Annotated in this window: 22 protein-coding genes and 1 tRNA gene; 16 read left to right on the forward strand and 7 right to left on the reverse strand. The window is 69.7% G+C overall.

Annotation, left to right across the window (positions count from 1 at the left end):
- Positions 1 to 70 precede the first annotated feature (70 nt).
- A complete protein-coding gene (gene fabG, locus BIU99_RS05950) occupies positions 71 to 781 on the forward strand; it encodes a 3-oxoacyl-ACP reductase FabG (protein WP_064296944.1) in 711 nt (236 codons plus the stop codon).
- Positions 782 to 840: 59 nt separating this feature from the next.
- Here fabG and serB read toward each other — a convergent pair whose 3' ends face one another.
- Entirely contained in the window at positions 841 to 1,515 is a 675-nt protein-coding gene (gene serB / locus BIU99_RS05955; protein ID WP_071260211.1) for a phosphoserine phosphatase SerB, read from the reverse strand.
- Between the two features lie 17 nt (positions 1,516 to 1,532).
- The gene (locus tag BIU99_RS05960; protein WP_064296946.1) at positions 1,533 to 2,777 is read right to left on the reverse strand and encodes a glucose-1-phosphate adenylyltransferase; all 1,245 of its coding nucleotides are present in this window, start codon (positions 2,775 to 2,777) and stop codon (positions 1,533 to 1,535) included.
- Between the two features lie 45 nt (positions 2,778 to 2,822).
- Here BIU99_RS05960 and glgA point away from each other — a divergent pair, with 45 nt between their 5' ends.
- The 3 genes from glgA to BIU99_RS05975 all read left to right on the forward strand — a co-directional run bounded on the left by glgA (position 2,823) and on the right by BIU99_RS05975 (position 5,286).
- Positions 2,823 to 4,004: a glycogen synthase gene (gene glgA / locus BIU99_RS05965; protein WP_071260213.1), complete on the forward strand. Its 1,182-nt coding sequence runs from the start codon at positions 2,823 to 2,825 to the stop codon at positions 4,002 to 4,004.
- 63 nt (positions 4,005 to 4,067) lie between these two features.
- A complete protein-coding gene (locus BIU99_RS05970) occupies positions 4,068 to 4,880 on the forward strand; it encodes an ABC transporter ATP-binding protein (protein ID WP_071260215.1) in 813 nt (270 codons plus the stop codon).
- A 157-nt stretch (positions 4,881 to 5,037) separates the two neighbouring features.
- On the forward strand, positions 5,038 to 5,286 hold the full coding sequence (locus BIU99_RS05975; protein WP_056005588.1) for a type B 50S ribosomal protein L31: 249 nt from the start codon (positions 5,038 to 5,040) through the stop codon (positions 5,284 to 5,286).
- Positions 5,287 to 5,359: 73 nt separating this feature from the next.
- Here the strand turns inward: BIU99_RS05975 and BIU99_RS05980 are convergent, their stop codons facing one another.
- Positions 5,360 to 6,133, reverse strand: coding sequence for a 3'-5' exonuclease (locus BIU99_RS05980; RefSeq protein ID WP_071260217.1), 774 nt, complete (start codon positions 6,131 to 6,133; stop codon positions 5,360 to 5,362).
- A gap of 104 nt (positions 6,134 to 6,237) precedes the next feature.
- Here BIU99_RS05980 and BIU99_RS05985 point away from each other — a divergent pair, with 104 nt between their 5' ends.
- Positions 6,238 to 7,140 carry an alpha/beta fold hydrolase gene (locus BIU99_RS05985; RefSeq protein ID WP_071260220.1) on the forward strand — a complete coding sequence of 301 codons (903 nt, stop codon included), beginning with the start codon at positions 6,238 to 6,240 and terminating at the stop codon, positions 7,138 to 7,140.
- A 4-nt stretch (positions 7,141 to 7,144) separates the two neighbouring features.
- On the opposite strand, the gene BIU99_RS05990 is transcribed toward BIU99_RS05985, so the two are convergent.
- The gene (locus BIU99_RS05990) at positions 7,145 to 8,047 is read right to left on the reverse strand and encodes a Sir2 family NAD-dependent protein deacetylase (RefSeq protein WP_064296951.1); all 903 of its coding nucleotides are present in this window, start codon (positions 8,045 to 8,047) and stop codon (positions 7,145 to 7,147) included.
- 138 nt (positions 8,048 to 8,185) lie between these two features.
- Here BIU99_RS05990 and BIU99_RS05995 point away from each other — a divergent pair, with 138 nt between their 5' ends.
- Together BIU99_RS05995 and BIU99_RS06000 are read left to right on the forward strand one after the other, a co-directional pair.
- Entirely contained in the window at positions 8,186 to 8,989 is an 804-nt protein-coding gene (locus BIU99_RS05995) for an RNA methyltransferase (protein WP_064296952.1), read from the forward strand.
- Between the two features lie 85 nt (positions 8,990 to 9,074).
- Entirely contained in the window at positions 9,075 to 10,319 is a 1,245-nt protein-coding gene (locus BIU99_RS06000) for a D-alanyl-D-alanine carboxypeptidase family protein (RefSeq protein ID WP_139205350.1), read from the forward strand.
- Positions 10,320 to 10,358: 39 nt separating this feature from the next.
- On the opposite strand, the gene BIU99_RS06005 is transcribed toward BIU99_RS06000, so the two are convergent.
- Positions 10,359 to 11,168 (reverse strand): SGNH/GDSL hydrolase family protein, encoded by an 810-nt coding sequence (locus tag BIU99_RS06005; protein ID WP_064296953.1) that lies wholly within the window; start codon positions 11,166 to 11,168, stop codon positions 10,359 to 10,361.
- A gap of 148 nt (positions 11,169 to 11,316) precedes the next feature.
- Between BIU99_RS06005 and BIU99_RS06010 the strand changes: the two genes are divergently transcribed.
- On the forward strand, positions 11,317 to 13,134 hold the full coding sequence (locus BIU99_RS06010; protein ID WP_064296954.1) for a DEAD/DEAH box helicase: 1,818 nt from the start codon (positions 11,317 to 11,319) through the stop codon (positions 13,132 to 13,134).
- A 317-nt stretch (positions 13,135 to 13,451) separates the two neighbouring features.
- Here the strand turns inward: BIU99_RS06010 and BIU99_RS06015 are convergent.
- Positions 13,452 to 13,535: transfer RNA gene (locus BIU99_RS06015), tRNA-Leu, on the reverse strand.
- Between the two features lie 176 nt (positions 13,536 to 13,711).
- Between BIU99_RS06015 and BIU99_RS06020 the strand changes: the two genes are divergently transcribed.
- From BIU99_RS06020 to mshC, 3 genes are all read left to right on the forward strand, one after another.
- Complete coding sequence (locus BIU99_RS06020) at positions 13,712 to 15,031, forward strand: M20/M25/M40 family metallo-hydrolase (protein WP_071260223.1); 1,320 nt, start codon at positions 13,712 to 13,714, stop codon at positions 15,029 to 15,031.
- A gap of 114 nt (positions 15,032 to 15,145) precedes the next feature.
- Positions 15,146 to 15,970, forward strand: a complete 825-nt coding sequence (locus tag BIU99_RS06025; protein WP_071260226.1) for an undecaprenyl-diphosphate phosphatase — start codon at positions 15,146 to 15,148, stop codon at positions 15,968 to 15,970.
- Entirely contained in the window at positions 15,967 to 17,205 is a 1,239-nt protein-coding gene (mshC, locus tag BIU99_RS06030; protein WP_071260228.1) for a cysteine--1-D-myo-inosityl 2-amino-2-deoxy-alpha-D-glucopyranoside ligase, read from the forward strand. Before BIU99_RS06025 ends, mshC begins: the two co-directional genes overlap by 4 nt.
- A 46-nt stretch (positions 17,206 to 17,251) precedes the next feature.
- On the opposite strand, the gene BIU99_RS06035 is transcribed toward mshC, so the two are convergent.
- Positions 17,252 to 18,178, reverse strand: coding sequence for a PAC2 family protein (locus tag BIU99_RS06035; RefSeq protein WP_071260231.1), 927 nt, complete (start codon positions 18,176 to 18,178; stop codon positions 17,252 to 17,254).
- Between the two features lie 81 nt (positions 18,179 to 18,259).
- Between BIU99_RS06035 and BIU99_RS06040 the strand changes: the two genes are divergently transcribed.
- From BIU99_RS06040 to BIU99_RS06060, 5 genes are all read left to right on the forward strand, one after another.
- On the forward strand, positions 18,260 to 18,964 hold the full coding sequence (locus tag BIU99_RS06040) for an HAD family phosphatase (RefSeq protein ID WP_254773580.1): 705 nt from the start codon (positions 18,260 to 18,262) through the stop codon (positions 18,962 to 18,964).
- Positions 18,961 to 20,025: a tRNA (adenine-N1)-methyltransferase gene (locus BIU99_RS06045; RefSeq protein WP_071260233.1), complete on the forward strand. Its 1,065-nt coding sequence runs from the start codon at positions 18,961 to 18,963 to the stop codon at positions 20,023 to 20,025. Before BIU99_RS06040 ends, BIU99_RS06045 begins: the two co-directional genes overlap by 4 nt.
- Positions 20,026 to 20,096: 71 nt before the next feature.
- On the forward strand, positions 20,097 to 21,053 hold the full coding sequence (locus BIU99_RS06050; protein WP_071260235.1) for an FKBP-type peptidyl-prolyl cis-trans isomerase: 957 nt from the start codon (positions 20,097 to 20,099) through the stop codon (positions 21,051 to 21,053).
- Positions 21,054 to 21,131: 78 nt separating this feature from the next.
- Positions 21,132 to 22,172 carry a YafY family protein gene (locus tag BIU99_RS06055; RefSeq protein ID WP_071260237.1) on the forward strand — a complete coding sequence of 347 codons (1,041 nt, stop codon included), beginning with the start codon at positions 21,132 to 21,134 and terminating at the stop codon, positions 22,170 to 22,172.
- Entirely contained in the window at positions 22,165 to 23,175 is a 1,011-nt protein-coding gene (locus BIU99_RS06060) for a YafY family protein (protein ID WP_071260240.1), read from the forward strand. The genes BIU99_RS06055 and BIU99_RS06060 overlap by 8 nt, the downstream gene beginning before the upstream one ends.
- Positions 23,176 to 23,184: the final 9 nt, after the last annotated feature.

Consider the following 23,184-nt stretch of genomic DNA (forward strand, 5'->3'; position numbering starts at 1 on the left):
GCCGGAACGCCGTGCGCCCCGACGGCCGCCGCACGAGTCGGCCGGTATCGCCGCAGGAGAGGAATCGACCATGACCGCACCACGCACCGTACTCGTCACCGGAGGCAACCGGGGGATCGGCTTCGCCATCGCCGAGGAGTTCGTCGCGCAGGGTCACCGCGTCGCCGTCACCGCTCGATCCGGCGAGGGCCCAGCGGGCACGTTGACGGTCCGCGCGGACGTCACCGATGCAGCCTCCGTCGACGCGGCGTTCAGCGAGATCGAGTCGGAGCTCGGGCCGGTCGAGGTGCTCGTCGCGAATGCGGGCATCACGAAGGACACCCTGCTCATGAGGATGAGCGAGGACGACTTCGACCAGGTGGTCGACACGAACCTCGGCGGCTCCTTCCGCGTCGTCAAGCGCGCGTCCAAGGGCATGCTCAAGGCACGCTTCGGACGCATCGTGCTCATCTCCAGCGTCGTGGGCCTCTACGGGTCGGCCGGCCAGGTCAACTACGCGGCCTCGAAGAGCGGCCTCATCGGCATGGCGCGATCCATCACGCGCGAGCTCGGCGCGCGCGGGATCACGGCGAACGTGATCGCCCCGGGGTTCATCGAGACCGACATGACCGCCGAACTGCCCGCCGAGACCCAGGCCGAGTACAAGAAGAGCATCCCGGCAGCGCGTTTCGCGAGTGCGAACGAGGTCGCGAAGGTCGTCACGTGGATCGCCGGTGACGACGCGGGCTACATCTCCGGCGCCGTGATCCCGGTCGACGGCGGCCTCGGCATGGGTCACTGACCCGGGCAGCACCGCACCGAGCAGAACCCGACCTCGGGCGCTGACCCCCGACGCGCGGATCAGAGCCCGAGGAGCGGGAGGACGCCGGCGAGGTCGACCCGCCCGGCGACGACGTCGGCATGGCGGCGGACGATCGGCTTCGCGTTGAACGCGACCGAGAGCCCGGCGACGGCCATCATCTCGAGGTCGTTGGCTCCGTCGCCGATCGCGATCGTCCGTGCCAACGGCACGCCGTCCGCGTCGGCCCACTCCTGCAGTGCGGCCGCCTTCGCCGCCGCGTCGATGATGGGACCGCTGAGGCCTCCCGTCAACCGACCGTCGGCCGTCTCGAGGCGGTTCGCCCGCACATGGTCGAGGCCGAGTGCCTCGGCGAGCGGGTCGAGCAGTTCATGGAACCCGCCGGACACGACACCGATCCGTGACCCGTGCGCATGCAGCCGGCCGATCAGCGTCTCCAGGCCGGTCGTCGTCCGGATCCGTTCGGCGATCACCGGGATCCGGTCGACGGGCAGGCCCGCGAGCGTCGCGACCCGGGCCCGGAGGCTGTCGGCGAAGTCGAGGTCACCGCGCATGGCACGCTCGGTGATGGCGGCGACCTCGGGGAGGCTGCCGACCTCCTCGGCGAGGAGCTCGATCACCTCGTTCTCGATGAGCGTCGAGTCGGCGTCGAGGACCGCGAGGAACCGGACGCCTCGTCCGGCCTGTGGGGGGAGTGCTGCTTCTGGATCCGCCACTGCCGAACGCTCGGTACTCATGGAACGACGCGTACTCCCTTGCCAACCACGGTGAGACCGGATTCGGTGACGGTGAAGCCGCGAGCGCGGTCACGGTCGTGGTCGACACCGACGCTCGCGCCGGAGGTGACCACCACATCCTTGTCCAGGATAGCCCGCTTGACGACGGCGTCCGGTTCGATGTGGACCTTGTCGAACACGACCGAGTCGGAGACGTGGGCGCCGGATTCCACGAGCGCCCATGGCCCGAGGACACTGCGCTCGATGTGGGCACCGGACAGCAGCGAACCGAGGGAGACGATCGAGTCGATGGTCTGGCCGAGGTTGCCCTTCGCGTCCCGCACGAACTTCGCCGGCGGCGAGTTCAGCTGAGAACTGAAGATCGGCCAGTCCCGGTTGTACAGGTTGAAGATCGGGAGGGTCGAGATGAGGTCCTGGTGGGCTTCGTAGAACGACTCGATCGTCCCCACGTCGCGCCAGTAGTAGCGATCGCGATCCGTCGATCCGGGTACATCGTTCCGCTGGAGGTCGTAGACGCCCGCCTCGCCGCGATCGACGAAGTACGGGACGATGTCGCCACCCATGTCGTGGTTCGAGCTCGTCACCTCGCCGTCGTCGATGACCGCCTGCATGAGGGCGTCGGCGTCGAAGACGTAGTTGCCCATCGAGGCGAGCACTTCACCGGGGGAGTCGGGCAGGCCCGGCGCGTCGAGCGGCTTCTCGAGGAAGCGGGCGATGGTCGTCGGGTCGTCCGCGTCGACGTCGATGACGCCGAACTGGTCGGCGAGGGAGATGGGCTGACGGATCGCGGCGACCGTCGCCTTCTTGCCCGAGGCGATGTGCGCCTCGATCATCTGCGCGAAGTCCATGCGGTAGACGTGGTCGGCGCCGACGACCACGACGATGTCGGGCTTCTCGTCGCGGATCAGGTTGAGGCTCTGCAGGATCGCGTCGGCGGATCCGCTGAACCAGCGCTTCCCGAGACGCTGCTGCGCCGGCACGGACGCGACATAGGAGTCGAGCAGGCCGGACAACCGCCAGGTCTGCGAGACGTGGCGGTCGAGGCTGTGGGACTTGTACTGGGTGAGGACGACGATCTGGGTGAGTCCGGAGTTGATGAGGTTCGACAGCGCGAAATCGATCAGACGGTACTGCCCGCCGAACGGTACGGCCGGTTTCGCGCGGTCTGCGGTCAGCGGCATCAACCGCTTCCCTTCCCCACCAGCGAGGACGATTCCGAAGATCTTCTTTGAGGCGGCCATGGCTTCACAATAGATGCCGGACGAGACCTGTACTAGCGTCTAGACATGCGAGTTGATCTTGTGACAAAGGAGTACCCGCCGGAGATCTACGGCGGCGCAGGCGTCCACGTGTCGGAGCTGGTGAAATCCCTCCGTAGCGACATCGACGTGACCGTGCGCTGCTTCGGCGCTCCACGCGACGAGGCCGACACCGTCGCCTACGGTGTCCCGGCCGAGCTCCAGGGGGCGAACGGCGCCCTCACGACACTCGGGACGGACCTCCTGATCGCCCAGGACGTCGCCGGAGCCGACCTCGTGCACTCGCACACCTGGTACGCGAACGGTGCCGGTCACCTCGCGTCGCTGCTGCACGGCATCCCGCACGTCGTGACCGCGCACAGTCTGGAGCCGCTCCGCCCGTGGAAGGCCGAGCAGCTCGGCGGCGGGTACCGCGTGTCCAGTTGGATCGAGCAGTCCGCCTACGAAGGCGCCGCGGCCGTCGTGGCGGTCAGCGACGGCATGCGCCGCGACATCCTGCGGTCGTACCCGAGCCTCGACCCGGCCAAGGTGCAGGTCATCTACAACGGCATCGACCTGACCGACTGGCAGCCACGCGTGGACGACGAGCTGCTGCGGTCGCTCGGCATCGACCCGTCCCGTCCCTCCGTCGTCTTCGTCGGTCGGATCACCCGTCAGAAGGGGCTGCCGTACCTGCTCCGCGCGGCCCGCCTGCTGCCGCCCGACGTGCAGCTCATCCTGTGCGCCGGCGCTCCCGACACCCCCGAGATCCTCACCGAGGTCAAGGGGCTCGTCGAGGAGCTGCAGCGCGAGCGCACCGGGGTCGTGTGGATCGAACGGCTGCTCCCGCGTCACGAGCTGTGCACCGTCCTCACCGCCGCCACGACCTTCGTGTGCCCGTCGATCTACGAGCCGCTCGGCATCGTCAACCTCGAGGCGATGGCCTGCGGTGCCGCCGTGGTCGGGACGGGGACCGGCGGCATCCCTGAGGTCGTGCAGGACGGTGTGACCGGGAGGATCGTCCCCCTCGCGCAGGCGTCCGACGGCACCGGCACCCCACTCGACCCGGAGCGTTTCGTCGCCGACCTCGCCGCCACCCTCACCGAGGTCGTCCAGGATCCCGCCCAGGCGAGGGCCTACGGGGCCGCTGGTCGCCGACGCGCGGAGTCCGACTTCAGCTGGTCGCGCATCGCCACCCAGACGGCGGAGCTGTACCGCAGCCTGGTCTGAACCACCAGCGGACACCTCGGAGGACGGCGACGCGGGACGAGTCTTGGCGGATAGGCTAGGACCATGCCGAGCGTGTTGCAGTTCTCCGATGTGTCCGTCGTCCGCAATCTCAACCCCATCCTCGATGGCGTCGACTGGACGGTGACGGGCGACCAGCGATGGATCGTCCTCGGCCCGAACGGCGCAGGCAAGACGACGCTCCTGCAGCTCGCGGCGACGCTCATCCACCCCTCGAAGGGCACGGTCTCCGTGCTCGACGAGACGCTCGGCCGGGTCGACGTCTTCGAGCTGCGACCGCGCATCGGCTTCGCGTCCTCCGCCCTCGCGAAGCGGGTGCCGCCGGAGGAGACCGTCCTGGACGTCGTGCTCACGGCGGCCTACTCGGTCACCGGCCGCTGGGTCGAGCAGTACGAGGACATCGATGTGAAGCGGGCCTCGCGGGTCCTCGCCGAATGGAAGCTCGACCACCTCGCCGACCGCCGTTTCGGCACGCTCAGCGACGGCGAGCAGAAGCGCGTGCAGATCGCGCGGGCCATCATGACCGACCCCGAACTCCTCCTGCTCGACGAGCCGGCCGCGAGCCTCGACCTCGGCACGCGCGAGGAGCTCGTCGAGCTGCTCGGCGGCTACGCGAGCGCCGACGACTCACCGGCGATCATCATGGTGACCCACCACGTCGAGGAGATCCCCGTCGGCTTCACGCACGTCCTGCTCGTTCGCGACGGCGGCGTCGTCGCCGCCGGACCGATCGCCGAGACCCTCACGGCCGAGCACCTCAGTGAGACCTTCGACCTCCCGATCGAGCTGACCGAGGAGGACGGACGCTTCCACGCCCGCTCCGCCCGCGCCGGACGCTCGGCCGTCGCCCCCTCCTGACGGCCGTACCTCGGCGGGTCGACCTCGGCAGGCGAGCAGACGCGCGCCGAGTCTGGTAAAGTCGACCTTTGGCTCGCGGAGCCAAGAGCTTTCTGCCTCGTGCCTGGAGTTCCGAGCGCGGGTACTACCCACACCATCCACTCAACAAGGACTGCTGATGAAATCTGACATCCACCCCACGTACGAAGCCGTCGTCTTCCGCGACCTCGCCTCCGGCGCGACGTTCCTCACGCGCTCGACGGTCTCGTCGGGCAAGACGATCGACCTCGACGGCGTCACCTACCCGGTGATCGACGTGGAGATCTCGTCCGAGTCGCACCCGTTCTACACGGGCAAGCAGCGCATCATGGACTCCGCCGGTCGCGTCGAGAAGTTCAACCAGCGCTTCAAGGGCTTCGGCAAGTAGTCCTTCCGCTGTCATACACGAACGCCCCGATCCTCGGATCGGGGCGTTCGTCGTCGTGGGGAGTCCGTGCGACTCAGATACCGATGGGCAGCTGGTCCGCTGGGACGATGACCGGCGTCTCGGGTCGAGCGGCAGGGCGTCCGGTGCGAATGGGCCAAGCGCCGTCGGCGACGAATTCGGGGTCGCGCACGCGGCGCATGTAGGACTGGAAGCTCTCCGCCTGCTCGAGCGACCAGGTCCGCTGAGCCTCGTGCAGCTCGTCCACGCTCGTCGGCAACGCGTCGGCGTAGCGTCGGCCGATGGCCTGAGCGACGCGTCCGGCGGCGACGGCGTCCACGCCCGCGTCGTGCGCACCCTCCAGTGGAACGCCGTGCAGGGCGGCGACGACCTCGAGCGTCCGCTTGCCGCGGCGGAACGTGTCGAGCCGTCGGTCGAGGATCAGCGGGTCGACGACGGGGGACGGGGCGGTGATCGAGGTCACCCCGTGTCGCTCCGCCTCGAAGTGCAGGAGAGAGAAGTCGTAGGGCGCGTTGTAGGCGACCACCGGGGTCCGTGCGGCGAACAGTTCGGTGAGGACGGACACGATCTCTCCGACGACGGCCGGTGCCGGACGCCCCTCCGCCCGGGCACGCTCCGTCGTGACGCCGTGGATCTCGGCGGCGCGAGCGGGGATCTCGACCCCGGGGTCGGCCATCCACGACCACGAGCGTTCGACCGAACCGTCCGCGGCGATGACACCGACGAAGGCGGTCACGATGCGACTCGTCTCCACCTCGATGCCGGTCGTCTCGAGATCGAAGACCGCCAGGCGGTCCGTCCAGTGGGGGTTCGCGTCGACCGTGTTCACGCCTTCACCCTATGACGCACCTCCGACAGAGGCCTGTGCCACGCCGGGACGGCACGCTCCGCGTCGTCGCGTGAACGCGGAGCCGGACTGCCTAGACTGAGTGGATGCCCGTCGAATCACCGTACGCCGACCAGCTCGACCGCATCCCCGTCCGGGAGCGCTCGCTCATCGTGGACGGGGCCGAGACCCGGTTCTGGGACTACGGCGACCGAGAGGCGTCGACGACGATCGTCATGGTGCACGGGTTCCGCGGCGACCACCACGGCCTCGAACCGGTCGTCGCGCAGCTCTCCGGATTCCGGATCATCGCTCCGGACCTCCCCGGCTTCGGCAGCTCCGCACCCTTCCCTGACGCCACCCACTCCGTCGAGGGGTACGCAGCCTGGCTGGGACGGTTCATCGAGGAGCTGCACCTGACCGGCCGGGTCGTCCTGCTCGGGCACTCGTTCGGCTCGATCGTGTCGAGCGCCGCCGTCGCCGGGGGACTCCGACCGGATGATCTCATCCTCGTGAACCCGATCGCCGCCCCGGCGCTCCAGGGCCCTCGAGGTGTCCTGACGAGGCTCGCGGTCTTCTACTACTGGTCGTCCGCGAAGCTCCCGAAACGCCTGGGCTTCGCCTTCCTCCGGAACAAGGGTGTCGTCCGCATCATGAGCGTCGCGATGGCGAAGACGAAGGACCCGACGCTCCGTCGGTGGATCCACGCGCAGCACGACCAGTACTTCAGCGCCTTCGCCGACCGGGAGGTCGTCCTCGAGTCGTTCACCGCCTCGGTCAGCCACGACGTCAGCGAGTACGCCGACCGCATCCCCAGCCGCACGCTGCTCATCGCCGCCGAGCGCGACGACATCACGCCCGTGGCCGCGCAGTACGCGCTCGCGAAGCGGTTCGCCGACGCGCAGCTGCACGTCATCCCGGGCGTCGGACACCTCATCCACTACGAGGAGCCGCACGACGCGGCGCAACGCCTCACCGCGTTCCTCGCGGACGACCACACCGACGTCTGAGGCGTCAGGCGTCGGTCGCCTCCTGCGAGACGACGCTCGTGAACGCGGACGGGACCAGGCGAGCGGCGATCCCGGTGAGCGTCTCACTGGCACCCGCGTCGAGCTTCACGTCCGCACGGCCGTCCGCCTTCGTGACGCCACGGTTGATGACGACGATCGGCAACCGCTTCCGGCGGGCGAGTTCGAGGAGCCGGATGCCCGAGTTGACCACGAGCGACGACCCGGCGATCACGAGTGCGTCGGCGCCGCGCACGAGTGCCGCCGCCTCGGCGTACTTCTCCGTGGGGATGAACTCGCCGAAGAAGACCACGTCCGGCTTCAACATGCCACCGCAGACCGTGCACACGGGGACGACGATCTCGTCCACGCGCCCGACCTCGGCATCGCCGTCCGGGTTGATCGTCACGTCCGTCTCGGTGTCGAGCCAGGGGTTCAGCGACGTCATGCGCTCCGCGATGCTCGACCTGGCGTAGCTCTGCCCACAGGAGAGACAGCTGACGCGGTCCATCGACCCGTGCAGGTCGACGACGCGGCGCGATCCGGCCCTGACGTGGAGGCCGTCGACGTTCTGCGTGATGACGCCGTCGGCGATGCCGGCCTCCTCGAGGAGCGCGATCGCCCGGTGGCCGGCGTTCGGTCGAGCGCCGTCGAACCGCTTCCACCCGAGGTGGCTGCCGGCCCAGTAGCGTTTGCGCGCGGCGTCGTCGTTGGACAGGAACTGGTCGACCGTCATGGGGGTCCGCACCGGAGCGCCCTGGCCCCGATAGTCGGGGATGCCGGAGTCCGTGCTGACGCCGGCCCCGGTGAGGAAGGCGACGCGTCGGTCCGCGAGCAGCTCGATCGCCCGTTCGAGCCCGGCCTCGGCCGTCTCGTCAGCGGGATCCCCTGCTGCGATCAGCGTGCTCATGCCTGCTCCGTCCATCCGTCCGCGATGATCGGAGTGCTCCGGGCCATCGCTTCCCCTGAGTCTAAACGGCCTCGTTTTCGATCGTGTTCCCACTCTGGCAAGGTGGAGGTCGAACATCGCGTCGAGAGGACGTCTCCCATGCAGGTCATCCGGATCACCGATCTCGACGACGGACGACTCGACGACTACGCGCGGCTGACGGACGTCGCCCTCCGCCGGGTGTCCGAACCCGCGGGTGGCCTGTACATCGCCGAGTCCACGAAGGTCATGGAACGTGCGCTGCGCGCCGGGCACCGACCGCGATCGGTCCTGCTGCAGGAGAAGTGGCTCGACGACGTCTCGCCACTCCTCGAGGACCACGACGTCCCGGTCTTCGTCGGCGAGCCCGCACTCCTGGAGCAGCTGACGGGCTTCCACCTGCACCGGGGAGCGCTCGCGGCGATGCACCGCCCACCGCTCGCCGACCCCGCCGAACTCCTCGCCGACGCCCGCCGGGTGGTCATCCTCGAAGACATCGTCGACCACACCAACGTCGGCGCCATCTTCCGCTCCGTCGCCGGCCTCGGTGCCGACGCGGTCCTGATCACCCCGCGCTGCGCCGACCCGCTGTACCGTCGAAGCGTCCGCGTCAGCATGGGCACGGTCCTGCAGGTGCCGTGGACCCGCCTGCCGGAATGGGATGTCGCATCCGACGTCCTGCGGGATGCCGGCTTCGAGACGGCCGCCCTCGCTCTGGCCGACGACGCCGTGGACCTCGACACCTATGCTCGGACCGCCCCGGAACGGCTCGCCATCGTGCTCGGCGCTGAAGGTGACGGTCTGAGCGCCTCGGCCCTCGCCGCCGCCGACACGATCGTAACCATCCCGATGCTCCACGGCGTCGACTCGCTGAACGTCGCGTCGGCCAGTGCCGTCGCCCTCTGGGAGCTCCGGGTCCGCTGACCACGGTCCAACGCTGCTCGAAGACCACCGGCACGGCGGCAGGTCGCGACAGGGGACGCGCAGGAGCGCCGGGTAGCATGACCGGGTGCCACTCACGAGACGACAGATCTATCGCCGCCGCCGTCTCGCCGTCTTCGGCGTCCTCGCCCTCCTGATCGGGCTGTTCGGGTACAGCGCAGGCGCGCTGCTCCGACCGGTCCCGGCCGCGGCTGCGACACTCGAAGCCGGCGACGCCCTCACGACCTCGCTCGTCCAGCAGACCACACCGGTCGCCTGGCCCGGATTCGGGCGGGGCGCCCTCGGTGCCGTCGGGTTCGACGGCGTCCTGAGTTCGAGTGGCGAACAGACGCCGTTCCCCATCGCGAGCATCACGAAGACGATCACCTCCCTCGTCGTGCTGGAGGCCAAGCCGCTCGCCGCGGGCGACCAGGGGCCGTCCATCACGCTGACCGACGCCGACGTCGGGTTCTACTACGACACCATCGCGGAGAACGGTTCAGCGGCACCCGTCGTCGCCGGGTCGGTGTTCACCCAGCGGCAGATGCTCGAAGCGCTCCTCCTCCCGTCGGCGAACAACTACAGCATCTCGCTCGCCGTCTGGGCCTTCGGTTCGGTCGACGCGTACCTCGACGCGGCGCGCGCCTGGCTCGACGCACACGGGCTGACCGGCACGACCGTCACGAACACGAGCGGCCTGGGCGAGACGAATGTCAGCACCCCGAGCGACCTCGTGACCATCGGTAAGCTCGTGCTCGCCGACCCGGTACTCTCGTCGATCGTCAAGGAGCCCACGGCGGTACTGCCCGCCATCGGCGAGGTCGAGAACACGAACGCCCTCCTCGGTCAGTACGGGGTGACCGGCATGAAGACGGGGACCGACGACGCCTCGGGCGCCTGCCTGCTGTTCTCCGCGGACCTCCAGGTGGAGGGGCGGACGGTGACCGTCGTCGGCGTCATCCTCGGTGCCGACGACCACACCGTGCTCAACGAGGCAGTGGTCTCCCTGTTGCAGAGCGTGCCGGCCGGATTCCACCAGGTCCAGCTCGCCACCGCCGGGCAATCGGTCGGCTCCTACTCGACCGCGTGGGACGAGGCGGCGAAGGTCGTCGTGGCGTCCGACGCCTCAGTGCTGGTCTGGCAGGACACCCCGATCACCGTCGAGAGCCGCGCCAGAGCCATCGAGGCGGGTGCCGCCGGTTCGACGGTCGGGAAGCTCAGCTACACCGTGGGTGCCGGCGCGGAGGGCGGTGCGGCGACGATCGACGTCCCGCTGGCTCTCGACGCGGACATCGCCCCGGTCACGCCCTGGTGGCGCCTGACCAACCCGTGACCGCGCCAGACGCCGGAGCCCGGGTGATCGGCCGGACGGTCAGACGTCGAGTTCCTGGTCCTGGGCTGCAACCGTCAGGAACGGACCGGCGATCGGTCGCTTGGCGGTGATGTGGTCGCCGGACGACTGGTGCCGCACCCGGCGGAGCACCCAGGGCACGAGGTACTCCCGCGCCCAGGCGAGGTCCTCGGTCCGGGCCTGACGCCAACGCCGCACGGGGAGCGGCTCCGGCTGCAGCGGCTTGAGGTCGTTCTCCACGTTCAGCGCGTGGAGGACGAGACGGGCGACCTCGTGATGGCCGAGCGCGTTCAGATGCAGCCGGTCCGGGGCCCACATCCGCGGATCCTGGATCGCCTGGAGCGACCACTGATCCGCGATGATGCAGTCGTGTCGGGCAGCGATGGCCCGCAGGTTCTCGTTGTAGATCGCGACCTTGCCGCGGATGCTGCGGAACACGGGGGAGAAGCCGACGTCTACGCCGGTGAACAGCACGACCGTCGCTCCGTCGCTCCGGAGCCGGATGATCGCCTGCTCGAGTCGTCTGGCGATGTCATCGGGGTCGGTGCCGGGCCGGATCACGTCGTTGCCGCCCGCGGAGATCGTGATGAGGTCCGGGTGCAGCTCCAGGGCCGGCTCCACCTGGTCGTCGAGGATCTGCTGTGCGAGCTTGCCGCGCACCGCGAGGTTGGCGTAGGCGAAGTCCGAGTTCTGCGCGGCCAACACCTCGGCGACCCGATCGGCCCACCCGCGGTGCCCGCCCGGCGCACCCGGCTCGGGATCGCCGATCCCCTCGGTGAACGAGTCGCCGATGGCGACGTACCGCGACCAGGGATGGTGCTGTTCGGTCATGGGTGGTTCCTCCTGCTGTGCATCCGGAACCTCCAGCGTACGCCCGCCCCTCGGCTGGCGGATCAGTCGCGAGTCGGACATCCGGACGGCTGTCGAGGCCGCACGCGATGGTCGGCGGTGTCGGTTCGGCCGGGTACAGTGGTCTCCAGTGAACGCGGAAATCTCTTCGACCCAGCACCTGGGCGGGTCCGCAGCCGAACACCTCTCACCGGCCTTCCCGGAACGCGCAGCGTGGGGCACGGCGAGCAAGCTTCGAGCCTGGCAGGCCGAGGCGCTCGAGCAGTACTTCACCACCGAACCCCGTGACTTCCTCGCGGCGGCGACACCGGGCGCAGGCAAGACGACGTTCGCGCTGCGGCTCGCCTCCGAACTCCTCCATCGCGGCACGATCGACCGCATCACGGTCGTCGCCCCGACCGACCACCTGAAGCGTCAGTGGGCCGAGGCCGCGAGCCGGGTCGGCATCCGCCTCGACCCGAACTTCGCGAACCGCGACCAGGTCTTCGGCCGCCACTACCACGGCGTCGCCGTCACCTATGCCCAGGTCGCGGCGAACCCGCCCGTCCATCAGCGCACGACCGATTCGGGTCGCACCCTCGTCATCCTCGACGAGGTCCACCACGGCGGCGACGCCTTGAGCTGGGGCGACGGCATCCACGAGGCGTTCTCGCGGGCGACCCGCCGGCTGTCCCTGACCGGGACCCCGTTCCGGTCAGACACGGCGCCGATCCCGTTCGTGGTCTACCAGCCTGATCACCAGGGCATCCGGACCTCCGTCACCGACTACAACTACGGATACGGTCGCGCGCTCCAGGACGGGGTCGTCCGTCCGGTGCTCTTCATGGTCTACGCCGGCCACATGCGCTGGCGGACCAAGGCCGGCGACGAGATGGAGGCCCGCCTCGGCGAGGGCAACACGAAGGACATCACCTCCGCTGCCTGGCGGACCGCACTCGACCCGCAGGGCGACTGGATCCCAGCGGTCCTGAAGTCCGCCGACCTCCGGCTGTCCGAGGTCCGTCAGGCGGTCCCGGACGCCGGCGGACTCGTGATCGCCACCGACCAGACGACCGCGCGCGCCTACGCGGCCATCTTGCACGAGCTGACGGGGGAGCAGCCCACCGTCGTCCTCTCCGACGAGAAGGAGGCCAGCGACCGGATCGCCGACTTCTCGGGGAACACCAAGCGCTGGATGGTCGCGGTCCGCATGGTGTCGGAAGGCGTGGACGTCCCACGACTCGCCGTCGGCGTCTACGCGACGTCGTCCGCCACGCCACTGTTCTTCGCGCAGGCGATCGGGCGATTCGTCCGGGCCAGACGACGCGGCGAGATCGCGAGCATCTTCCTCCCGAACGTGCCGAACCTGATGGCCCTCGCGGAGAAACTCGAGCTCGAACGCGATCACGCACTCGACCGCCCGAGCGACCCGGACGCGGAGGGCGACCTCTTCAATCCGGAGGACGCGATGATGGCGGCCGCGGAGCGCGAGGACAAGGCTTCCGATTCACTCCTCGAGGAGTTCACCTGGCAGGCCGTCTCCTCGGACGCGCACTTCGACCGGGTCGTGTTCGACGGCGACGAGTTCGGCGAGCTCGCCCAGCCCGGCACCGAGGAGGAGTTCGACTTCATCGGGTTCCCCGGGCTCCTCGAACCTGAACAGGTGCACGAGTTGCTCGTGCAACGCCAGAGCCGGCAGGCCAAGCGCGGGGCGTTCGTCGACAAGAACGCAGCCTCGCCGAGTCCGCAGGCGGACATCCCCGCTCCGCTCTACCGCACGCTCAAGGAACAGCGCCAGGTGCTCAACACCCTGGTCGGTCTCTACGCGAAGCACACGAAGGAGCCGCACGGACTCGTGCACGCCGAACTGCGACGCGTCTGCGGCGGACCCGCGGTGGCACAGGCGAGCGTGACCCAGCTACAGGCCCGCATCGATCTGCTCCGTCGGCGCCTCGGCCACGGGCACTGAGGACGGCACCGCTCCTCACGCGCGTCCTCCTGCCCTTCGACAGGCTCAGGGACCGGCGTGTTCCGGGCGGGACTCTCCCGGTCACTGAGCTTGTCGAAGTGCCCACCAGGGACCACCAGCTCGGTCGACCCTTCGACAGGCTCAGGGTCCGGCGGAGGAGGCCCGGTACCGGCGGAGCAGGGTCCAGGACCGGCGAAGGTGTGCGGGATCTCGCTCGAAGCGACGATGATCTCGGGTGTCGGCGTGTCGTGGAGTGCGGCGGGAAAACAAGAACGGCCGGAGCTTTCGCTCCGGCCGTTCGCCGTCTCAACACGGTGTGCGCGAAGGGGGACTTGAACCCCCACGCCCGTAAGGGCACTAGCACCTCAAGCTAGCGCGTCTGCCATTTCCGCCACCCGCGCGTGTTGTGATCGTGTCCGGCTTTCGCTGGGCACGAGAAGAAACTCTAGCACGGATTTCGACAGCCGTTCACCACCTCGTACCGCCGGAGGATCTGCTCGACGCCCTCCGGCCGTGCGGCGGCCGCGCAGAACGGGGGAGAGGTGCAGCGGTCAGGGCCGACGGGTACCGTGGAGCCATGACCTCCGGCTCAGACGCATCCGACCTCACACTCGACGAGACCACGCGGATCGCGCAGGACCTCATCCGCATGGACACGACGAACTACGGCGAGGGCCGCTCCAACGGCGAGACGGAGGCCGCCGAATACGTCGAGGCGTACCTCCGCGACCTCGGTCTGGAGCCGGAGCTGATCGACGCCGCTCCGGGCCGGACCAGCGTGGTCGCACGGGTCGCCGGCGCGAACCCCGAGAAGCCGGCGCTCGTCGTGCACGGGCACCTCGACGTGGTGCCCGCCGATCCTGCGAACTGGTCGGTGGACCCCTTCGGCGGCGAGATCAAGGACGGCCTGCTGTGGGGACGCGGGGCCGTCGACATGAAGAACATGGACGCGATGATCCTCGCGTCACTCCGCGAGATCCTCGGCAGCGGCCGTCGGCCGGAACGCGACCTCGTGATCGCGATGTTCTCGGACGAGGAGAACGGCGGCGTGTTCGGCTCCTACCACCTCGTGACCGAACGACCGGAGCTCTTCGCCGGCGCGACCGAGGCGATCAGCGAGGTCGGCGGGTACTCGATCACCTTCGGCGGACGCCGCTCCTACCTCCTCCAGACCTCGGAGAAGGCCCTCGTCTGGATCAAACTGGTCGCGACCGGACGGGCGGCCCACGGATCCCGCTACGTGCAGGACAACGCCGTCACCCGCCTCGCGGAAGCGGTGGCGGCCATCGGACGCACCGAGTGGCCCGTCCGACTCACCGACACCACCGAGCAGCTGCTCCGTGAGATCGCCTCCATCCTCGGCACCACGCCCGAACGGCTCGGCCCGGACGAGCTCGCCCTCGCGACGGGTACGGCCTCCGGCTTCATCCAGGCCTCGCTCCGCACGACGAGCAACCCGACCCTGCTGCAGGCCGGATACAAGCACAACGTGATCCCCGATCGCGCCGAGGCGCTCGTCGACATCCGCACCCTGCCCGGCGAGGAGGACGCCGTGCTCGCGCGCGTCGCGGAGATCGTCGGTGAGGACATCGAGATTGTCGTCATGCACCGCGACATCGGCCTCGAGACACCGTTCTCGGGTCCGCTCGTCGACGCGGTCGTCGAGACCCTCGGGCGCCATGACCCCGGCGCCCCGGTGCTCCCGTACATGCTCTCCGGCGGTACCGACAACAAGGCGCTCTCGCTCCTCGGCATCACCGGGTACGGCTTCGCTCCGCTGCGCCTGCCGGAACGCCTGGACTTCCCCGCGATGTTCCACGGAGTCGACGAGCGCGTGCCGCTCGACGCGCTAGGGTTTGGCAAGCAGGTCCTCACGGACCTCCTCCTCGACTACTGACTTCCCACGGTCCGTCTCCGCGCCCTCCGAGCCGCGAGACGCTCCAGGAGCCGCCCCGCCGACGACTGCCGGATCCGGCCGAACACCAGCCATCCGGCTGCAGAAAGGTGCCCTGTGGACCTCATCAACGCCATCATCCTCGGACTCGTCCAGGGACTCACCGAGTTCCTCCCGATCTCGTCGAGCGCACACCTGCGCATCCTCGGCGAGTTCCTCCCCGGAGCGAAGGACCCTGGCGCGGCGTTCACGGCGATCACCCAGATCGGTACCGAGGCCGCCGTCGTGGTGTTCTTCTGGCGCGACATCGTCCGCATCATCTCGTCCTGGTGCAAAGCCCTCGTCGGCAAGATCCCGAGGGATGACGCCGACGCCCGCATGGGGTGGCTGATCATCATCGGCAGCCTCCCCATCGTCGTGCTCGGCCTGTTGTTCCAGGACGAGATCGAGACGACCTTCCGGTCGCTGTGGATCGTCGCGATCATGCTCATCGTGTTCGGCATCCTGCTCGGTGTCGCCGACGCGGTCGGTGCGAAGAAGCGACGTCTGAAGAGCCTGACCTACCGCGACGGCGCGATCTTCGGAGGCGCCCAGGCCCTCGCTCTCATCCCCGGTGTCTCCCGCTCCGGCGGCACGATCACCGCCGGGCTGTTCATGGGCTATGAGCGCCGTGCTGCGGCGCGGTACGCCTTCCTGCTCGCGATCCCCGCGGTGTTCGGCAGCGGCTTCTACCAGGTCTTCAAGAGCATCGGCGAGCCGAGCCCGTACGGACCGGTCGAGACGCTCGTCGCCACCGTCATCGCGTTCGTCGTCGGCCTCGCGGTCATCGCCTTCTTCATGAGTTACATCTCGAAGCGCAGCTTCCTGCCCTTCGTCGTCTACCGCATCGTGCTCGGCGTCGTCCTGCTGGTGCTGCTCGGCACGGGCGTGATCAACGCGTGAGGGCCTGGTCCGCCCCGGTCGTCCCGAAGCTGCCCGGCTCCGGCGCGGCCCCGTGTCTCTGGGACACCCCGAGCGCCGGGCTCATCGAAGCCTCCGCCGAACGCACGGCGCGGTTGTACGTCTGCGGCATCACGCCATACGACGCGACCCACCTCGGCCACGCGTCGAGCTACCTCGCCTACGACACCCTGCAGCGCGTCTGGCTGGACGCCGGCTACGAGGTGCACTACGCCCAGAACGTCACCGATGTGGACGACCCGTTGCTCGAGCGGGCCACCGCGACCGGCGTCGACTGGGTCGAACTCGCAGCGAGCCAGGTCGAACTCTTCCGGAGCGACATGGAGCGCCTCAGCATCCTTCCCCCCGAGGACTACGTCGCGGTCACCGAGGTCATCGGGCCGATCGCCGACGCCGTGGCGCTGCTCGTCGAACGCGGGGTCGCCTACACGGTCGACACCCCGGACAGTGCCGCCGGGGACGACGTCTACTTCGACGTGCGCGCCGCGGCCGACGACGTCTGGCACCTCGGCGCGGAGAGCGGGCTCGACGAGGCGACGATGGCCGCGTTCTTCGCCGAGCGCGGGGGAGACCCCGACCGCGCCGGGAAACGCGACGCCTTCGATCCACTGCTCTGGCGGGCGGCGCGCGACGGCGAGCCGAGCTGGGAGTCGCCCGTCGGCCGAGGGCGTCCCGGTTGGCACATCGAGTGCTCGGTCATCGCCCTCCAGCATCTCGGATCGGACTTCACGGTCCAGGGCGGCGGCTCCGACCTCGTCTTCCCACACCACGACCTGAGCGCCGGGCACGCCGCGGCGCTGTCCGGTCGTCCACTCGCCAAGGTCTTCAGCCACGCCGGCATGGTCGCCTACGAGGGCACGAAGATGTCGAAGTCCCTCGGCAACCTCGTCCTCGTCTCACGCCTGGCCGCCGACGGAGCAGACCCCTCCGCCATCCGACTCGCGATCCTCGCGAACCACTACCGCAGCGACTGGGAGTGGCACGACGAGCACCTCGTCCTGTCCGATCGTCGGCTCAGGACCTGGCGTTCGGCCTTCGCGACGGACGCCGCGAGTGGAGCGTCCGCCGTCGAGCTGCTGCAGGCGATGCGGGTCCGACTGGCGGACGACCTCGACACCCCGGGTGCCATCGCACTCGTCGACGCCGCAGCGACGACCGGCGTCGACGACGCCGACCTCGCGCGGTCGGCCGTCGACGCGCTCCTCGGCGTGCGCTGAGCAGGACGGCGACTCACCGGAGTCACCCCACCGCGATGGGACCGGGCTACTCGCGGTCCTTCCGCCAGGGCTCGTCGCCCCTGCCCTCGTCCCGACGGAGGTACCGCTCGAACTCCTTGGCGATGGCCTCGCCGCTCGCCTCGGGCGACTCGACGGTGTCGCGCGCCTGCTCCAGCTGCTGGATGTAGGCGGCCATGTCCTCGTCTTCGGCGGCGAGCGTGTCGATCCCGCTCTGCCACTCACCGGACTCCTCGACGAGGGCTCCGCGGGGGATGACGACGTCGATGAGTTCCTCGAGCTTGTCGATCAGCGCCAACACGGCTTTCGGGGAGGGCGCGCTGTGCACGTAGTGGGGGACCGAGGCCCAGACCGACAGACTCTGGACGCCCTGCCGCTCGGCGGCGTCGGCCAGCACGCTGAGGATGCCGACCGGTCCTTCGTAGGTGCTGCGTTCGAGCTGCAGCGCCTGCCGCAGCTCAGCGTTCTCGCTCGAGGCGAAGACCGAGATCGGTCGCGTGTGCGGGACGTCGGCGAGCATCGCACCGAGCATCACCATGCCGGTGATGCGCTGCTCGGTGATCACGGCGAGGATCTCGTCGACGAACGCCTTCCATCCGCGCGACGGCTCGGCACCGAGCAGCACGTAGACGTTGTCACCGCCGCCCTCGCTGACGCGGAGCGCGGCGTCCTCCGCCAAGGGGGTCGCGGGCTTCGCCGCCTCGGGGTCGGGCCCCGAGATCGTGGTACCGGGCCAGGTCAGGGACCGTTTGCCGTCCTCGTCGACGCCGACCGTCGGCCGGTTGAACTGGTAGTCGTAGTAGGGCTCCGGGTCGATCTCGAGCAGCGGGCGGAGGGCGAGCGAGTCGCGAAGCACGCGCACCGCGCCGCTCGCCGCCTCGCCGGCGTCGTTCCAACCCTCGAACGCCACGACGAGCAGGCGACCGCCCAGCGGCTCCTTGGTGTCTTCCGTCACGTCTCACTCCTCGGTGCACGGGGACCTTCCGCGACCATCCATCCAGGATAGGCGCTTCAGCACCCGGTAGCATGGCACCCCGTGACCACTCTCCTCCCTGCCGCAGTCCTCTGGGACATGGACGGCACCGTCGTCGACACCGAGCCCTACTGGATGGAGGCCGAGACCGAGCTGGTCGCGGCCCACGGCGGCACCTGGACCCATGAGGACGGCCTCCTGCTCGTCGGGAACGGCCTCTGGGACTCCGCCGCCGTCCTCCAGGGCCGCGGCGTCGCGCTGGACGCGGACACGATCGTCACCCATCTCACGGACCACGTCCGGCGCCTCATCCAGGAACGCGGCGTCCCGTTCCGTCCCGGTGCCCAGGAGCTGCTCCACGAGCTCCGGGAGGCCGGCGTGCCGACCGCGCTGGTCACCATGTCGATCCGGTCCATGGCCGAGGACATCGCAGGCGGCATCCCGTTCGACGCATTCGACCTCATCGTCGCCGGCGACGAGGTCGAGCAGCCCAAGCCCCATCCTGACCCCTACCTCAGGGCCGCAGCGGCACTCGGCGTCGACCCGCGCGAGTGCATCGCGATCGAGGACTCCGCCACCGGTCTCGCGTCCGCGCTCGCGGCGGGGACCATCGCCGTGTCCGTCCCGCACATCGTGCCGATCCCCGAGGGACCGCACCACACCACCTGGGACACCCTCGCCGGGCGCTCCGTCGCCGACCTCGCCGAGCTTCGCTCGGCCGCGAGCGGCACCACCCACCACCCCGAGACAGAGGCAGCACAGCGATGAGCGCGAACCACCAGCCGGCGAACAGCGGCCCCTTCCGCGAGGGCGACCGCGTGCAGCTGACCGGACCGAAGGGGCGGAAGAACACCATCACGCTGGAGGCCGGCAAGGTCTTCCACACGCACCGCGGGATGATCGAGCACACCTCGATCATCGGCCTGCCGGACGGCAGCGTCGTCGCCAACACCGAGGGCATCGAGCACCTCGCGCTCCGGCCGCTGCTGGTCGACTTCGTGATGTCGATGCCTCGCGGTGCCGCCATCATCTACCCGAAGGACGCGGCCGAGATCATCGGACAGGCGGACATCTTCCCCGGCGCGACGGTCGTCGAGGCCGGTGTCGGTTCCGGCGCGCTCTCCCTCTGGCTCCTCCGGGCCATCGGGCCGTCTGGCAGACTGGCCTCCTTCGAGCGTCGGGACGAGTTCGCCGACGTCGCGCGAGGCAACGTCGCGACCTTCTTCGGTTACGACCCGCAGAACTGGTCGGTCACGGTCGGCGACCTCCAGGAGACCCTGCCCGAGACGATGCCCGCCGAGTCCGTCGACCGCGTGGTGCTCGACATGCTCGCACCGTGGGAGTGCCTCGACGCCGCGTGGGAGGCGCTGAAGCCCGGCGGAGTGATCCTCTGCTACGTCGCCACGGTCACCCAGCTGTCGCGCGTCGCCGAGGCGATCCGAGGGACGGGCGGCTTCACGAACCCGCAGTCGAACGAGACGATGATGCGCGGGTGGCACGTCGAGGGGCTCGCCGTCCGACCGGACCACCGGATGATCGGGCACACGGGCTTCCTCATCACCGCACGGAAGCTCGCGCCCGGCACGGTCCTGCCCGAGCTCAAGCGACGCGCCTCGAAGAGCGACTTCAGCGCCGAGGACGTCGAGCTGTGGACGCCGGGCGCCCTCGGGGAACGTTCCGCGAGTGCGAAGATCCTGCGGAAGCGCGCCAGGAGCGCCGGGGCGAGCGCCGAGCTCTCCCGGGCACGGGGCCTCGACGGTGACAGCGCGGGGCCGGACGAGTCGATCGAACCGTCCGCCGCTGAGCCGGCTCTCGGCGACGATCGTTGACCCCGGTTCACGTCGACTAAACTGTGCGACGGCGACCTGCCGTCCCACCCGTACCACCGAAACGAGGATCCGTGCGCACTGCACCAGCTCTCATCGCCGCAGCAGGCCTCCTGCTCGTCTCCCTCACCGGGTGCACCGCGCCGGGCTCGGCCTCCTGCGACACCGCGGCGTCCGCCGGCGACGCGACGAAGCTCATCAGCGTGTCCGGTGACTTCGGATCCACCCCGAAGGTGAATCTCCCGACGCCGCTGTACACGAAGACGACGGAGCGCCAGGTCGTCATCCAGGGCGACGGTCAGCAGGTCTCGGCCGACGGCACCGTCAACCTCAACCTGATGCTCCTCAACGGACGCACCGGAGACGTCCTGCAGCAGACGGACTTCAACGGGCCCGCGAGCACCCTCATCGCCCTGTCCGGAAGCCTCCCCGGCTTCGCGAAGGCGTTCGCCTGCACGACGGTCGGATCCCGTGTCGTCGCGGCGATCTCACCCGAGGACGCCTTCGGCCCGAGCGGTGGCAGCGAGGCGAACGGCATCAAGAAGGACGACGCGATCATCCTCGTCGCCGACATCCAGGGTGCGGCGCTGCCCAAGGCCGACGGCGCCGAGCGCCCGATCCCGTCGGGGTTCCCGTCCGTCGTGACCGCTCCGAGCGGCCAGCCCGGTATCACCATCCCGGCGGCCCCCGCCCCGACCGAGACGAAGCACACCCTGTCCCGCGTCGGCGACGGTGCCACGGTCAAGGCCGGCGACCAGGTCATCGTCAACTACACCGGTGTGCTGTGGGATCAGAAGAGCGTCTTCGACAGCAGCTGGGAGAAGGGTCAGCCCCTCGTCTTCCAGGCCGACGGTGGTCAGATGATCAAGGCCTTCAACGACGCGGTCGTCGGCCAGCAGGTCGGCTCGCAGATCATCCTCGTGGTGGCGCCGAAGGACGGCTACGGCGAGCAGGGGTCGGGCAGCGTCCCGGCCGGCGCGACGCTCGTGTTCGTCATCGACGTGCTCGGCACCCAGCGCGCGGCACAGTAACCGACACGCCTCGGAGACGGCCCGTCCAACGCCCGCGTCGCGGGTGGGGGACGGGCCGTCCGTCGGTAGACTGGACCGGTGTCCTCAGCCAGCGAGTCCCCGAAGCCGGTCCCGGTGGAGGAGCGACTCTTCAGCCTCGTGCTCGCGCTCCTCGCCACGCAGACCGGCCTGACGAAGAACGAGATCCTGTCGACCGTCCAGGGGTACCGCCAGCAGTATTCGAGTGGCGGCGGCAACGCCAGCCTCGAGCGACAGTTCGAGCGCGACAAGGACAACATCCGCGAACTCGGCGTCCCGCTCGAGACGATCGAACAGCCGGGTGAACCCGGCAACAACCAGTCGATGCGCTATCGGATCCCGAAGGGCGCCTACGAGCTTCCCACCGACGTCCGGTTCACCCCGGCGGAGCTGTCACTGCTGTCGCTCGCCGCCACGGTGTGGCGTGAGGGGTCGCTCTCCGGCCAGTCGCAGCGCGCGATGACGAAGTTGCGGTCGCTCGGCATCGAGCCCGACGAACCGATCATCGGATACGCGCCGAGACTCCGCACCCGGGAGGCCTCGTTCGAACCGCTCGACGCGGCGCTCGAACGTCGGTCCGTGGTCGCCTTCCCCTACCTGAAGCCCGGCGAGGCGCGGCCACGCGTCCGCACCGTCGCACCGTTGGCGCTCGTCCAGCACGAGGGTCGTTGGCACCTCTACGCCACCGACCGGACGGTGGACGAGCCCCGGACGTTCCTCCTGTCGCGGATCGTCGGTCCGGTCAAGCCGACGGGGGAGTCGTTCCCCGCCGAGGACCGCGACCACGCCGCCGACGCGATCGACGGCCTGCGCCGCGTGTCCTCGTCGCAGCGTGCCCTCGTCCGTGTCCGGCCCGGGACCGACGCCGCGGCCCGCCTCGGCAACCGCTACGGCGTCAGCGACACGGAGCGCACGGAACTCACCATCCCGTACCTCGACCACCACATCCTCGCCGACGAGCTCGCCGGCTTCGGCCCGGAGGTCGTCGTCCTCGACCCTCCGGCACTCGTCGAGGCCGTGGCGTCCAGACTCGAGCTGGTCGTCGCCCGCCACCGCGCGACCGACGACGCACCCCACCCCGAGGAGACCGCCCGTGGCTAAGCGACCGGCGGCGCCCCGCGCCCAGGACAAGCTGATCTTCCTCCTCTCGCTCGTGCCGTACCTCATCGACCGCGAGCGGGTCACGGTCGACGAGGCCGCGCGGCACTTCGGCTTGTCCCCGCGCCAGATCCGCGAAGCGGTCGAGCTCTTGACGGTGTCCGGCGTGCCGGGCGACACCCGGCAGTACCTCGCCGGCGACCTCTTCGACATCGACTGGGGCAGCTTCGAGGAGGACGACGAGATCGTCCTCACCCACCGGGTCGCGCTCGACGACAGTCCTCGCTTCTCAGCCCGCGAGGCCTCGGCCCTCATCGCCGGTCTGCAGTCGCTCCAGCGCCTCCCCGAGTTCGTCGACAGCGACGTCATCGGGGGCGTGATGGCGAAACTCGCCCGCGGGGCGTCGTCGGCTCCGGGCCAGCTCGCGGTCACCGAGTCCTACTCCGCGCAGGCGGTCGGCATCATCCGGTCGGCCCTGGCCGCCGGCCACAGCGTCGCGTTCGACTACGTCGACGCGAGCGGGGCGACCGAGGCGAGACTGGTGGACCCACTGCGTCTCGAATCCCAGGACCAGGACTGGTACCTCTACGGGTGGTGCCACCTGCGCGAGGCGACGCGTCGCTTCCGGCTCGATCGGATGACCGAGCTGCGCGAGACCGATGCCGAGGTCGTGTTCCGCGAAGCGGACGTCGTCGTCCCGACCGCGTTGTTCGAGCCGAGCGACTCCGATCGCAACGTCACCGTGCTCGTCCGACGCTCGGTCCTCCCGCTCATCGACGACTACGTGGTCGCCGTCGACAGCGCGCCAGGTGGCCCCGCAGGCCGCGAAGACGCCGATGTCGAGGTCACCGCGACCCTGCGCCTCGCTCACCATCACGGCCTCAAACGACTGGTCGCCGCGCACCCCGGGCTCATCACGGTGCTCGGGCCGGCGGACGCGCGCGACGCGGTCGCCGATTGGGCGGCCGCCGGTCTCGCGCAGTACCGCACGACATCCGGTAGCTGACTCCCGAGA

It is taken from the genome of Plantibacter sp. MMLR14_011, assembly GCF_001865025.1.
In the GTDB taxonomy this organism is placed as follows: domain Bacteria; phylum Actinomycetota; class Actinomycetes; order Actinomycetales; family Microbacteriaceae; genus Plantibacter; species Plantibacter flavus_A.